Raw genomic sequence first — 13,673 nt, 5'->3', positions numbered from 1 at the left:
GCCATCGCGTGCAACCGCCTGAAAGCCATACCCGGCGCCTCTGGATCTCTGGACCTTACGACGGCCCGTCCAACCCACCAACAACGTAGGACCACCTGACCCGTCTCAGCGAAGTTTGATCGTCCGGGGCGGGGGTGGAGGTGATGGAGTGTTTGCCGGCGGAGTTGGTGGTCGCCCCGATCGTCATTAATGTCACATTGACGATAATTGGCTTCAGGGGCTAGCGTCCGGACATGACAGTGAAAGTGGTCCTGACGCGCGGCAGCGTGTGCATGGGGGACGACTGCGATGCACCGCACCAGCGGGACGTTACCTTCGACGCCGCCGTCACCCTGGGCGAGTTCGTGGCCCAGGTGGCGGGCTATCCCCTCCGCATGCGCGGTGCCCGCTGGGTGATGTTCCTCGGCTGGAACCGGGCCGAGGGTGCCCCGATCGCGGAGATCTCGCCGGAGTGGGAGAGCCCGCGCTTCATGGCCGGGACGGATCCTCTGACTCCCTTGGTGTCCTTGGCCCCTGCCGACGGCGATCTGAGCTTCTTCTTCCAGTACCAGCCAGGCAGCGTCCCCCTCACGGGGCCGCCCGACCCCCCGCGCGGCCTGGATCCGCTCGCAGGCCGGCTCGCTCTGTGGCTTGCCGAACGCCGGTAAGGCGTTTCCACCTGCCCTGGTGGCATCACGGACCGGGCCGAACAGTCGGTCAAACTCCGTTGAGACTCGTCAAACTAACTTGAGACGGGTCAACTCGCCTGACCTGTGACAGGTGACTTTGACTGTTTGCCATGCGACCTTGACCACCAGTAGGTTCTTGCCACCTGATCTTGATCGGTGCGGGGGAAGCGGCGGCGGTTGCTGCGCGGGCGTACGGCGATGCCGTGCTGTCGGAGTTTGAGCTGGGCTTCGTCGAGGCCTCGTCGGGATGATCGACTGTGGTTCGGGACCACCGTTGGAGCCGGAATTCAAGTGCACGCATCGCGTCGAGCGGATAGAACTGCTCTGATGATGATCTTCCACTGCGTCGAGTGCGGCGCGGCCCTGACACCTGCGCTGACGCCGCTGCCCGCTGTTCCAGAGCCCCCGCCCTTCGAGCAGCCGAGGCCGGGGGCCCGGGGACCGGAAGCGACGATCCCCCGGGGGCACTACGCGATCGAGACCGACCCGTGGGGTGCCCCGTACGAGCCCTACCCGGACGACGAGGATGGCCCCGCTCAGCGCCGGGCGGGCGGGAAGTCCGATATGCGTGGCTCACTGAGGTCCGCCGGACCCCGGGGCAACATCGTCCTGCATCCCGATGACGCGGCAGGCCTGACGATGCTGGTGGACACGAGCATGGGGTGCTGCGGCGGCCCGTCCGGAGACCAGGGCCTTAATCGCGCGTGCCGGTGCGGAACACCCGTCGCAACGCTGGCCGCCGACTGCACCACCGTCTACGAGCTGCACCTCGACGCGAACAGCGTGCGGGCTGACAAGGTGCCTGACTGACGGCGGCCACGCGCGTCGGCGCCATCGCGCCGATCAAGATCATGTGGCAATCGGTCAAAGCCACCTGTCAACGGACACGACGACGGCCCGCCCCGACGGATCGGGAGCGGGCCGCCGCGGTGTCCTCTGATAAGTGATCTTGACCGATTGTCAGGTGACTTTGACCGGTTAGGTGCCGACAAGGTCAGGGGCTCGGCCGTCGCGGGGCAGCTCCGCATCGCGCTCTCAGATGAAGTCCATCGCCTCGCGCGCCGTGCAGCCGGTCGCGTCTCGGTATGCCTTGATCGCGTGAATGAACCGGCCGCTCAGGATCTCGCGGTCCACGTTCTCCAGCAGGTTGTCCATGGGCTGACCCTACCGATGCTTCTCCGGTGACACCGGTCAAGATCACCTGGCAATCGGTCAAGATCGCATGTCAAAGGACACTGCCCGCCTGACCCGTCTCGCCGAAGTTTGACCGGTCTCAATGAAGTTTGACGGCGTCGGGTTTGTCTCAGCGGAGTTTGACCGCTGGCGGACGCTGGGCGCTGTCGGTGACGGCGTTTAGGGTGCGGGCCGTGGACGCTGCTGATCTTGAACGTCGGGCCCGGACCTCGTCGGGCTGCATTCCCTCCACGCTGGTCGCCAGGCTGCTCGAACTCGGCCACGAGCGGGAGGTGGAACGGCAGGCCGGGAGGGGGGAGTGGTTCTGTGCGCTGGCGTGGGCGCATCTGCTGGGCGAACGGCGGCAGTACGAGTGGGCGTTGGATGTCCTCGCCCCGTACGTGGCGACGGGCTGGTGGCCGGCGGTCCGGGGCCGGGCCGAGTTGCTGGAGGCTTGGGGGCGGACCGACGAAGCGATCGTGCTCTGCCGTTCCCGCGCGCAGGGCGGGGACCGGCTGTTCGTGGAGTTCTTCGCGCGTCTGCTGGCCCGGCACGGCCGGGGCGAGGAGGCGTTCGCCATGCTGTGCCCCGGGATCGAGGACTGGTTCCTCGCCGCGGCCTTGGTGGACGTCGCCGCGACGGCGGGTCTGGACGAGCAGGCCGCGGCGCTGCTGGAGGCGCGGATCGGGGCGGCGGCCCCGGCTTGCGACGACCTCGACTGCGGCAGGATGCGCCTGGAGCCGTTCAACGCCGTCGAGCTGCTCGCCGACGTGCGGGAGCGGCAGGGCCGCATCGACGAGGCGATCGCCCTGATGGGGCGTCGGGACGGTACGTCGGTCAACGGCCGCGACGCCTTGGCCGACCTGCTGGCCCGGCACGACCGGATCGGGGAACTGCGCGCGTACGCGGCCACGGAGTACCACGGGCACGCCGCGCAGCGCCTGGCCGAGGTCCTGGAGGAGCGCGGCGACGTGGAAGGGGCGATCGCCGCCTACCGGACGTTCGCCGACGAGTCCGACGGCCTGTGGCACGTAGCCGTCCCGCTCACCGAACTCCTGGTCCGGCACGGGCGGGCCGACGAGGCGATCGAGGTGATGCGGGGCCTCGCGGGCCGGCCGGGCGGGGCGGAGGACTGGATCATCAACACGCTGTGCGACCTGTATGCAGGGCAGGGCCGGGCCCAGGACGCCCTGGTGTACCTGGACGATCTGAAGGAACGCCGCGGCGTCGAGGACTGGGACTTCTTCCGGATGCGGCTGCCGCTCATGGCCCGGTGTGGGCTGACCGACGAAGCGGTCGAGCGAGCCCGGGTCCACCCCGAGGGCGACACCTGGTACGCAGCCTGGTCCCTGGCCGAACTCCTCTGTGAGGCTGGCCGCACCGAGGAGGCCCTCACCGTTCTCGAACGACACCCCGGTCACCTCGTCCCGTTCCGGGCCGAACTCCTCGTCGAGCTCGGCCGCGTCGACGAAGCACTGCGGCTTCTCCAGCAGCCCCCGCAGCCCGACCCGGCAGACGATCCGTGGAATGCCGCTGCTCACCCTGACGAGCCGCCGTTTTGACATCTGGACTCCGGTCCGAGGAATGGGGTGAATGCCGCGGTCAAACTTCCGTGAGACTCGTCAGACTTCGCTGAGACGGGTCAACCGCCAGCCTGGCAGCCTGGGACGGACCTGGACTGTCCCACCCCAAAACCCCAGGTGGGAGTGTTCCGCGCCCTGCCTGGGACAGACCTGGGACAGCACCTCGGCCGCACACCGCCGAACCGGCTGTCCGCTGACACCCGATCCTGACCGATTGCCAAGCGATCTTGACCGGTGCTCGGCTCGGTAGGCGCTCTGAAGTGCTGCTCGAACAAGGAGAGCCAGCCGAATTGCCCGCCCGAAGGGACAGAGGCCATCATCGCCGGATGACTGAGGAGACGACGGTTGAGCGGACCTGGCGGCGAATGCTGGAGGGCGACCCCAAGGTACGGCGGGGAGATCAGGGGGTGATGGAGGCCGCCTACGCCGAACCGCGCCTGCGGGCCCTGTTCCCGTTCCCCAGCCACGGGAGCCTCAGTTTCCACAGGAACACGCAGTACCCATGGAGCAACGACCTGCCGTTCATCTCGGGCAACGCGCACACCGACACCAGATGCACGGTCCACGGGCCCCGCTACTCGTCGGTCCTGGGAGAAGGACTCACCCCGAAGGAGGCTGCCGCCCTGGTGGTGGCCAACCTTCCCCTCGACTGCGGACCGGCGTTCGACGGGACCTGGCCCCCTCCGGACAGCCACGCCGACTGACCTAACCCGCCATCCCGCGGAAGCCGGAGCTGGTCAAGATCACCTGTCAATCGGTCAAGGTTGTTTGTCAAAGGTCACCGGCGACGGCCAGGTCGTCGGGCACCCGAGCCCGGCGGCCTGGCCGCCCTCGGACGGGGCCCGTGTCTTGTGGAGTGTCTTGTGGAGGACCTTGTGGGGCACCTTCTGGGGTGTCTCTTCGGGTGTCTTGTGAGCACACCGCCCCACCGCCCGGACCGGCATCGGCGCAGGTCAGAGCACCTGTCCGCGGCCGGGGAAATTCCGACAACCCTTCTCCTTGTCCTTTGGTCTTGGTCGGTTGGTCGGTTCGGGTTTGCGCCTGCGGCGTGCCGTTGGGTTTTGGGTGCGCCCCCCGGGAGGGGTGGCGGTAGTGGGCGGGTGACGCGGGTTTGCCAGTGGGCGGCGTCAGGTCGTGTCAGTGGTCGACGCCATGGGATGCGTCAGTGGGTGCTCGGCGGCGAAGCCCCAGAGCACCGGCACCGCCTTGTGCAGCAGCAGGAGTTGCGCGGCGGCGAGATGGCCGGCGGACGCGGATGGTCCGGCGGCCGGCCCACCTCACCGGCCGTCAAGGTTGGTGGCCAACCCCGGCGGAGTGCTTCCGCAGCACCTACCGGTCCCCGTGCCGAACCCCCTACCGCAAGGTTTCGCCCCGGATCGGGCAAAAGCCCAGGTCAGATGGCCTGGCAACCTCTCACCGGGAATCCCGACAACCCTTCTTTCCTCCCCTGTCCTTCCTGTGCTGTTGAGTGTGGGTGTGGTGGGTGGGGTTGGGGTCGGTCGGAGGGTTCGACGGCCGCTCCCGAGCCGCTGGGCTCTCCCTCCACCGGCCGGGCGGCCTCCCGGCGGGGCCGGGGCGCTGCGCGCGGCGAACAGAGCGGGCGGGCGGCGGGCGAGCGAGAGGGGCAGGGGAGTGGGCGAGGACCAGGCGGTGGCCGGCCAGAAGGCGTGGGCCAGGTCGGCGGACTATCCGAACGGGTCGACCAGCAAGCTGCGCGGCGACGTCCTCGCCGCGCTCGGGGTGTTGAAGGTGGCCACCGCCGACCAGCTCCAGCGGATCGTCCGCCCCGTGGCTGCGTAGGTCGGAACCGGTTCTGGTCCAACTTCTGTGGTGTGACTACTCCGTGTGACCGTTGAGCTCGTCGGGACGCCTCCCGAGATCGTCTGGAAACGGCCGATGACGGCGGTGTTCGGGCTGATGGTTCTGAGCTGTGCGCGAGGTACTGCTCCGGCTGGAAGAGCTGCTGTTCCTGTCGGCCCCGGAGATCAGGGTGATGTCGGTGCAGGACGACGGCGAGGTGATCCGGGTCGGTGTCAGATCCCGTACAACCAAGGCGTGCTGCCCGGGCTGCGGGAGCTCGTCGGAACGGGTGCACGGCTCCTACCTGCGGTTTCCCGCCGATCTTCCCGTGGCAGGACGGCGGGTGGTGCTGCGGCTGCGGGTCCGGCGCTTCACGTGTGAGGACGCCTCGTGCGAGCGGCGGACGTTTGTCGAGCAGATCACGGGCCTGACCCGGCGACACAGCCAGCGGACCGAACGAATGCGGTCGGCGCTGGCCGAGATCGGCCTCGCCTTGGCCGGCCGCGCCGGCGCCCGGCTGGCCGACGTCTTCGGGGCGAGAGCCAGCCGGAACACGGTCCTGCAACTGGTCGACGCGCTCCCGGAACCCCCGCCACGGACCCCGCGGGTGGTCGGCGTCGACGAGTACGCGATGCGCAAGGGCCGTGTCTACGGGACCGTGCTGGTTGACGTCGAGACCTGCCGACCAATTGACCTGCTACCGGATCGCGAGGCGGGCACGGTTGCGGCCTGGCTGGCCGAACGCCCGGGGATCGAGGTCGTCTGCCGTGACCGTGCTCCGTTCTTCGCAGAAGGCGCCAGCATCGGAGCACCCACCGCCGTCCAGGTTGCCGACCGTTTCCACCTCTGGCGCAACCTCGGCGAAGCCGCCGAGCGGTGCATTTCCCGTCATCGTTCCTGCCTGCGCGCGACCACCGCCGAGGCGCCCGCGCAGAAGGCAGAGGCCCAGACACCGGCAGACGGCCGGTCGCCATGGCCCACCGGGCACCGGTTCGCCGACCGCACCCGCGCCAAGCACGCCACCGTCCACGCGCTGCTGGCTGCCGGCCACAGCCGACGCTCGATCCAACGCCAGCTCGGCATGACCTACCGAACCGTCCAGCGGTTGGCGGACGCCGCGAGGCCGGAAGACCTGTTCCAGGGACAGTGGCAGAACCGCAGAAGCAAGCTCGACGACTTCAAGCCGCACCTGAACGAGCGGTGGGCCGAAGGCTGCACGAACGCCTGGACCCTCTGGGAAGAGATCAAGACACACGGCTACCGCGGCGGCTACGGAGCCGTCCGCGCCTACCTACAGCCGTTCCGCACCACCCCGATCGCACCGGCCGCCCGACCACCATCGCCGCGGACCGCCGCCGGGTGGATCCTGACCCACCCCGACACCCTGCCGGAGAGCGAGCGACTCAAGCTGAAGTCAGTGCTCGCGCACTGCCCTGAACTGGACGCGCTCACCGGTCACGTCCGCACGTTCGGGAGGATGATCACCGAGCTCCAGGGCGACCGGCTCCCGCAGTGGATCAAGGCGGTCCGCGCCGACGACCTGCCCAGCCTCCACACCTTCGTCAACGGCCTCGAACGCGATCTCGCCGCCGTCACCGCGGGCCTGACATTGCCATGGAGCTCCGGCGTCGTCGAAGGCCACGTCAATCGGATCAAAATGATCAAGCGCCAGATGTACGGTCGGGCTGGCTTCAGCCTCTTGCGGAAACGAGTCCTACTCGCTTCATAAACGTCGCTGTCGGTCACCGGTGCCATGATCACCGCACAGCGACGTGAGGAGAACGCCATGGGTACCTGGGGCACCGGTCCATTCGACAACGACACGGCCGCGGATTTCGCCAACGCCCTCGACGACGCCGGGGCCGAGGAACGCGAAGCCCTGATCCGTGGAGTCCTCGTCCGCGCCGTCAACGCGACTGACGAGCTCAGCGAAGCGGAGGAGGCGGTCGGGGCAGCGGCCGTGCTGGCCTCGCAGTGCCCGGGCGGCCAGCCAGTCGATCCAGTCTGCGGCCCGGAGACACCCATGCCGGAGTTCTCCACCGATCTTCGGGTACTTGCCGCTGAAGCCCTCACTCGCATCGCCGCCGACGACGACGGATTGGTATCGAACTGGGTGGAACCGGGCGACGCGCACCGCTGGCTCGCCATGGTTGCCGCGCTTCGCGCGGTGCTTGACCCGCCGCCGCCTTCCATGGACATCCCGCTCTTCGACCTCGAAACCTGACGCAGCGTTACCGATCACAGAAGTTGGACCAGAACCGGAACCGAGAGCACTTGTCGGTGGCTTCGGAGAGCGGAAGATCATTCGCGGAATCGCGGCCAGAGCCCTGAAAACGGCCAGGCCCGCTCTCCGTTCCCCATGGTTCGGACAGTCGTATGAACGCTCATGCACGTCGTCGCCTGTCATAGGACCAGGCCAGAGCCAGCACGATCGGCCCCCACAGCATCGCCGGCGTGATGCACACCCAGGCCAGGAATCTCCACCATCCGTTGCTGTACCCCACCTCGGGCAGGATGCCCACCCAGGCGAGCGGGTAGAGGTCGAACATCGCCACCAGCGCGAAGCCGCCCAGGACCGCCGGGACTACGACGGCGAGTCGGGGCACACGCCGGCCGCCGAGGAACGGGATCCAGCGCGGAACCAGCTCGCCCCAGCTGGCCACCAGACCAGTGCTCAGCACACACAGCGTCTCGGTGAGCACGCTGAGCCCGACAACGTAGCCCGGCGCCCACCAGGGCATGGGCGGGTGGTGCGGGTCGACCTGTCCCATAGTGAAGTTGACGGCGAACGGCAGCCGCCATAAGCAGTGCGGCAGCACGATGAATGGGAGGGCCTTGGCCAGCCTGAGGGCCCAGACGGGGACGGGGCGCTCCGTATCTCCGAGCGGAAGGGCGAGACGTGTGTTCGGCATGACCTCACCATCTCCCGGCCCTCGACGACGGTGCGTCGGCCGCACGCACGATCATGATCCTCCACGAGAACGACCTCTCGATCATCCCGGCGGCCGACGAGCACGAGAGCCGCTGACTGGCGGGCCGCTCCGTAGTCCTGACGCTTCGTCGTCACCCAGCCCGATACGCATGGGGAATCGAGGTGAGCAGGTCTGTCCCATGCCCGAGCAAGTGGCGGGGACTTTCAACGATTCTCATCACAGGCCGGCACCCGCTGCCCGAACCGTGGCCGGAAGTCCAGCAGCGCACCCAGCAGGGCGGCGCGTGCGTCGACCGGGCGCAGCAGTCCGGGTAGGACGGGCCGCGGCGCTTCGCCCGGCGCGATCCGGACGAGCGGGTCCGCGACCCGTACGGCGACGACTACGAAGGCCCGGCGCTCGACTGGTAGCGGCGGGCCGCGAGAGCGGCGGGGCTGGTGGCGGTCCCGCCGCTACCAGTCGAAGTCCCAGGTCAGTGAAATGGCAAAGCACGTACCGATCCGCGAGGGATTCCCGGCCGTAAGCGATCACGGCTCCGAGCTTTCACGCGCCTGTCAGCACACCTCTGCGGCCGGGATGTCGGCCTGATGGCGGGTCAGCCGCCAGATCTGGTCCCCGCCGGTCTCGGCCGGGGCGAGGCGTTCGGCGGGGCGGCGCAGGTGTTCGGTGAAGCCGAGGCGGCCGGGACGGCGCCGCCACCGGGACCGCGGGCGCGCCCAGCGCCCTGGTCACCGTGGCGCACAAGGACTCCTTGCCGCGGTCCACCCGCACCATCTCCGGCAGCCCTCCGATCGGCCCGTACGGGCCGATCGGCTCGTCCCTCGACAAGGCGATCCGCAACGCAGCCAGCACCGCGTCCCGGGACGGCTGGTGCGGAGTGACAGCCGCACCCGTGATCGCGTTCCTCGCGCAGTGGATGAACCACGTCACCCACGGACGCACCGCACGCCCGTCCAGCTCGACCTCGACGGGCAGATGCTTGTGATCGCCCTCCCAGCAGGCGTTGCGCCACTTCGCCGGACGGGCCAGATGCACATCGTGCGCGCGCCGGGCCCCTTCCCCTCCCTTCAGCGCGGCCCGCTGACCCGCGTTCAGATCCCGGCGCACCGCCCGCTGGAGGGTCGCCAGCGACGACACAACCATTCCCCCACCGCTCCCGGCCGGCTCACCGTCCGCTCCCCCGCCCGCGGAGTCACCCTCCAGCGCACGGGCCTGCGCGACAAGCTCCCGGTGAGCCGCCGCATTCCCGCACCACAACGCCAACCGCGCATGGACATCGTCCGTGACCGTGAACCGCGGCCGGGGCCTGCGCGCCGTCCGGCCCTCCTCCCGGACCTCCTGCAGCCACCGCTGCACCGTCCGCACCGACCGACCCGCCGAGGAAGCCGCAAGCCGCACATGACCAGGCGTCAGAACACCACGCTCCTCCAGAGCCAGGAGCCGGAACACCACCTGCTCACGCACCACCGGCGCCGAACCACCGGACGGCGCCGCTCCCGAACCACCACCGCCGTCCGCCATCCACACCCCTCCCGGCCCGACCGACAGGCCCAGCGCCGAACGAGCCCGCCCCCTGCCCCTTCAGGAAGACAACAACCGCACCCCGATGACGCCCGAAACCGCGTTCCGATGACACCCAGCAGGACCATCTGGCACAAGCCGGACATGCCGCCAGCGCAGGGGAAACTGCACGAACTTGACCAGCAGATACGTCATCCCGATGACGCCAAAAGCTGCACCAAAATGACGCACCATCAGCCAGTACCATCACCGACCAGGAAAAACACTGCCGCACCCAACGACAGAAAACCGCCGCATCCGACGTCAAATACCTGCAACTTCACAGGCTGCCGTCGATCCGCAACGAGTTCGCCGAGATCGCCGACCGGGCGGTCAAGGACCAGATGACCTACCGCGGGTTCCTCGCCGAGCTGCTGATGGCCGAGTGCGACGACCGGGCCCGGCGCCGCTCCGAACGGCGGATCAAGGCCGCCGGCTTCCCCTGGAACAAGTCGCTGCGGACCTTCGACTTCGACGCCAATCCCACCATCGACCCCGCCGTGATCAACACCCTCGCCAGCTGCGAGTGGATCAAGAAGAGCCAGCCGCTCTGCCTGATCGGCGACTCCGGCACCGGCAAGTCCCACATGCTCATCGCTCTGGGAACCGAGGCCGCCATGCAGGGCTACCGCGTCCGCTACACGCTGGCCACCAAGCTGGTGAACGAGCTGGTGGAGACCGCGGACGAGAAGCAGCTGAACAAGACCATCGCCCGCTACGGCCGCGCCGACCTGCTCCGCATCGACGAGCTCGGCTACATGGAACTCGACCGCCGCGGCGCCGAACTGCTCTTCCAGGTCCTCACCGAACGCGAGGAGAAGAACAGCGTCGCCATCGCCTCCAACGAGTCCTTCGCCAGCTGGACCAAAACCTCCACCGACCCCCGCCTCTACGCGACCATCGTCAACCGCCTCACCTTCAACAGCACCATCATCGAGACCAGCACCGACCCCCACCACCCCGCCACCACCCGCGCCCGCGCCGAAGCACCCTCCAAGGCAGGCTGACCGGAGCCCCCGCGCTGGTCCGCTGCCCACAGGACAGCGGACCAGCAGGCCTCATGACCCGTTGATTCCGAGTGCGAACGACGCACGTTCCTGCCACTTCGTGCCGTCGTGCACCATGAGCTCAACCGACGAGATGCGAGAAGTGAACGGGAGCTTGCCCCCGAGGTCGGCCTCGATCTCCTCCATGACGGCTTCTTCCTGACCTTGAACGACAGTCAGGTGCGGCAGGATCTCAGCGAATCGGCCCTCGTATGGCGGAGCCTCAGGCCAACGATCAGTGATCGCCTCCGTGAGCTGCCGCAACTGCGTGTCGGGGGTCGGAACGAGATAAAGCACTCCCGGGAACCGTCCACATCTCTCGAACCGCAGGTCGAAGGCCGGGTGGCTTCCCAGCACGTCTGCAAGAGCGGAGTGGACGAGCGCATCTATTCGACTCTCGTCAAGGAACGGGAACAGCACGGTGACATGTGCTGGAACCCCGGCCTGGGCTGAGGGATCGAACCGCTCACGCCACCCGCCGACGAACGGCTCTGCCTCCGGGATCCGGACGATGAGTCCCGTTTGGCCCGTCTGAAACGTGCCGGTGCTGTCATCTGCCATGACACCGCATGGTGTCACCTCTGCCGCATGCGGCACGGCTTCTTTTTCAGTGAACGATCACGGCCGGCTCCGCTCCGGCCAGCAGGAGACCCATCGCGGAGGCAACGGTGTCGTCATTTCCCGTGAACATCCAGGGTGCAGATGATCACTGAACGCTGCCGGAACCCATGAACAAACGCTGTCGGTTGAAGTGAACGAAGCCACCTGGGGGGATCGGGGCACCGGCAACGTCCTGGAGCCCTTTCTGCTCAGCTCGGCAGTGGAGGCGGCCGTGGGTCCGCTTCGGAGCTCGGCGCGCCTGCGGGGAGTCGGTGTCGGGCGGGCCGAGCCGGTCACCGGTCCTGGCCGTACCGGCCGGAGCGGGGTAGCAAGCCCAGCGCAGCGCCTCCGAGTTCCAGGTGCCGCCGCCCGCCCACCTGCTCTCCCTCGCCTCCTTCGTCAGTCGGCCGGGGGTTCCCAGGGGCAAGTCGGCGCCGGCCACCGCTGCCCCCGCACCTGCCTCCGGTGGCCGCGCCGCACCCTGTGGGCGGCAGCGGGCCTTCCCTCGGAAGTCCGTGTCCTACGGCTCCGCGCTCGCAGTGCTCAGCGGGCAGTGACATCACCGGGCCTGCCGCGGATGCCTCAGAGGATGTTCCACTTGCCTCGTTCGGCCGGGCCCAGGAACGTGATCATGGGTTTCCAGGTGCGGGGGTCCGTTTCGCAGATGAGCGCGCTGGCGACGAGGCCGAGTGCCGTCAGCCGGGCACTGTCGTCGCTGACCGTGCGGGCGATCGACTCCGCTCGTACGGGGTCGAGGCCGGCCATCAGAACGGCTGCCCAGCCCGCGGCCTCGTCCCGGTCGTCGGCGGATACGGTTTCGACGAGTCGGACGAGTTCGTCGGGCAGGTGTTCCGCACGGCGGGGGTCGGTGGACGCGCGTGCGGCCGCGACGAAGAAGGCCATTATGACCTCCGCTTCCGGCTCGTGCGGGCTCCAGCGTGCTGCTTCGTCGCAGAGTTGCTCGGCCAGGGCCGGATCGCGGTCGGCGACCGCTTCGGCCAGCCTGAGCAGTTCCATGAGCCGTTCGGCGTCGTCGGTGATCGAACGGGCCCGTTCCGCTGCCTGGTGCAGGTCCGTTTCCGAGTGCAGCAGTACGGATTCAGCGGGGTGCAGTGCGGCCGTGAGCCGCGCGGCCAGCAGCGGTTGGCTGTCGGACACGTGCTCGACGACGCGTTCCTGGTGGACGTTCACCTCCATCACTTCGCAGACGATGCGTTCGGTGAGGTCCGGCAGCACTCCAGCCAGCTGGATCGCCAACTCGGACAGATTCCAGTCGCCGCTTCCGGGTCGGCCGAGTTGGTTGAGGCGGATCGCCTCCTCTGCCCTCATCACCGCGTACTGCGGGTCGACCGCGGCGGCCGCCACGGCCACGTTGGTGAGCACTGTGCCTCGGGTGATATGGGCCGCCTCCGCTGCGGCAGGGTCTGCGTCGGCCGCCGCCGCTTCGCGCGCCAACTCCCATGCACGCCGCGGGTCGTCCTTGGCCGTCGCCGCGGCGACCTGGGCCAAGGCCGCTGCGAAGTACGCCCGTGCGAGGGCCTCTTGCCACCGCTGGACATCGGGGCTGTCGGTCCGGCGGCGGAGGAGTCCGCGCTTCGCCGGCGCTGCGGTGATCGTCCGGGCGATCTGCTCGGCGTATGCCGGATCGACCGTTGCCACGGCAGCCGCCACCTCCGACAACGCCTTCCACCGGTTCTCGCCTGTCAGAGCGGCGGCATCGCGCACGGCTTCCTCGACCAGCTCGCGTCCGTGCCGCGGGTCGTTGGGCATGAACGCAGCACCGACGGCTCCCAGGGCCTGCACCCTCTCGCCGTTACGGATCCCCGGGAACCTGCCGAAACGGGGAATGGCGCGGGCGATCCGTTCGGCGTTGTGCGGATCGGCGGAGGCGACCGCGACAGCCAGACTGCGCATGTAGGTAATCGTGTCGGCGCCGGCCAGCCGCTCTGCGGCGGGCAGGTCGATCTGCCACACCCTCAGCGCCAGGCGGCCGCGGTCCAGGACATGGGAGGCTGCGCCTTCGGCGACGCCGACCAGGTGTCTGGCCCGCCGCGGATCGCCCGGCCAGGCCGAGTGCGCGAACTCGACCAGCGAGGGCAGGTGCCGTGCGGCGACCGCAAGGCGCTCGGCGAGATCGGGGTCGTGCGCGATGACCAGCCGCACCATGTGCGCCAGAGCGCCGCGGGCAGCACGGGCCGACTCCTCGTCATCGTCGTCGGCTGCCTGGATCAGCTCGTTGACCAGGGCGCGGCCGTGGCGGGAGCCGCTTGTGCCGGTGGGGGGCGGGGGGAGGACCGGAGGGGTGGGAGGCGA

The 13,673-nt window shown here is 68.9% G+C and carries 11 protein-coding genes; 8 read left to right on the top strand and 3 right to left on the bottom strand.

Features of this window, described 5'->3' with window-relative positions; translation table 11 throughout:
* Positions 1-233 precede the first annotated feature (233 nt).
* The 7 genes from IH44_RS0135640 (at position 234) to IH44_RS0135605 (ending at position 7,448) form a co-directional block, all read left to right on the top strand.
* Positions 234-647 carry a hypothetical protein gene (locus tag IH44_RS0135640; protein ID WP_157852577.1) on the top strand — a complete coding sequence of 138 codons (414 nt, stop codon included), beginning with the start codon at positions 234-236 and terminating at the stop codon, positions 645-647.
* 348 nt (positions 648-995) lie between these two features.
* The gene (locus IH44_RS0135635; protein ID WP_030463975.1) at positions 996-1,478 is read left to right on the top strand and encodes a hypothetical protein; all 483 of its coding nucleotides are present in this window, start codon (positions 996-998) and stop codon (positions 1,476-1,478) included.
* 503 nt (positions 1,479-1,981) lie between these two features.
* Entirely contained in the window at positions 1,982-3,403 is a 1,422-nt protein-coding gene (locus IH44_RS0135625; protein WP_232795216.1) for a lipopolysaccharide assembly protein LapB, read from the top strand.
* 347 nt (positions 3,404-3,750) lie between these two features.
* Entirely contained in the window at positions 3,751-4,128 is a 378-nt protein-coding gene (locus IH44_RS0135620) for a DUF6193 family natural product biosynthesis protein (protein ID WP_030463973.1), read from the top strand.
* Between the two features lie 928 nt (positions 4,129-5,056).
* Complete coding sequence (locus tag IH44_RS46960) at positions 5,057-5,224, top strand: hypothetical protein (RefSeq protein ID WP_157852576.1); 168 nt, start codon at positions 5,057-5,059, stop codon at positions 5,222-5,224.
* A gap of 130 nt (positions 5,225-5,354) precedes the next feature.
* The gene (locus tag IH44_RS0135610) at positions 5,355-6,953 is read left to right on the top strand and encodes an ISL3 family transposase (protein ID WP_030463972.1); all 1,599 of its coding nucleotides are present in this window, start codon (positions 5,355-5,357) and stop codon (positions 6,951-6,953) included.
* Positions 6,954-6,977: 24 nt separating this feature from the next.
* The gene (locus IH44_RS0135605) at positions 6,978-7,448 is read left to right on the top strand and encodes a DUF4259 domain-containing protein (protein WP_232795215.1); all 471 of its coding nucleotides are present in this window, start codon (positions 6,978-6,980) and stop codon (positions 7,446-7,448) included.
* 160 nt (positions 7,449-7,608) lie between these two features.
* On the opposite strand, the gene IH44_RS0135600 is transcribed toward IH44_RS0135605, so the two are convergent.
* Positions 7,609-8,136 carry a hypothetical protein gene (locus IH44_RS0135600; protein ID WP_030463970.1) on the bottom strand — a complete coding sequence of 176 codons (528 nt, stop codon included), beginning with the start codon at positions 8,134-8,136 and terminating at the stop codon, positions 7,609-7,611.
* Positions 8,137-9,986: 1,850 nt separating this feature from the next.
* Here IH44_RS0135600 and istB point away from each other — a divergent pair.
* A complete protein-coding gene (gene istB, locus IH44_RS0135590) occupies positions 9,987-10,721 on the top strand; it encodes an IS21-like element helper ATPase IstB (protein WP_107066713.1) in 735 nt (244 codons plus the stop codon).
* Positions 10,722-10,772: 51 nt separating this feature from the next.
* Here istB and IH44_RS0135585 read toward each other — a convergent pair whose 3' ends face one another.
* Together IH44_RS0135585 and IH44_RS0135580 are read right to left on the bottom strand one after the other, a co-directional pair.
* The gene (locus IH44_RS0135585) at positions 10,773-11,321 is read right to left on the bottom strand and encodes a 2'-5' RNA ligase family protein (protein WP_030463967.1); all 549 of its coding nucleotides are present in this window, start codon (positions 11,319-11,321) and stop codon (positions 10,773-10,775) included.
* 621 nt (positions 11,322-11,942) lie between these two features.
* Positions 11,943-13,673: hypothetical protein (locus IH44_RS0135580; protein WP_232795214.1), on the bottom strand; the 1,731-nt coding region annotated here is incomplete at its 5' end.

The organism is Kitasatospora sp. NRRL B-11411 (assembly GCF_000721345.1).
Lineage (GTDB): Bacteria > Actinomycetota > Actinomycetes > Streptomycetales > Streptomycetaceae > Kitasatospora > Kitasatospora cineracea.
This window is presented reverse-complemented; position numbering and strand designations above follow the sequence as displayed.

Bases quoted from the DNA above. Each gene is read 5' to 3' on its own strand.
- IH44_RS0135635 (WP_030463975.1), top strand. From the start codon at position 996: ATGATGATCTTCCACTGCGTCGAGTGCGGCGCGGCCCTGACACCTGCG.
- IH44_RS0135600 (WP_030463970.1), bottom strand. From the start codon at position 8,136: ATGCCGAACACACGTCTCGCCCTTCCGCTCGGAGATACGGAGCGCCCC.
- IH44_RS0135605 (WP_232795215.1), top strand. From the start codon at position 6,978: ATGATCACCGCACAGCGACGTGAGGAGAACGCCATGGGTACCTGGGGC.
- IH44_RS0135585 (WP_030463967.1), bottom strand. From the start codon at position 11,321: ATGGCAGATGACAGCACCGGCACGTTTCAGACGGGCCAAACGGGACTC.
- IH44_RS0135620 (WP_030463973.1), top strand. From the start codon at position 3,751: ATGACTGAGGAGACGACGGTTGAGCGGACCTGGCGGCGAATGCTGGAG.
- IH44_RS0135640 (WP_157852577.1), top strand. From the start codon at position 234: ATGACAGTGAAAGTGGTCCTGACGCGCGGCAGCGTGTGCATGGGGGAC.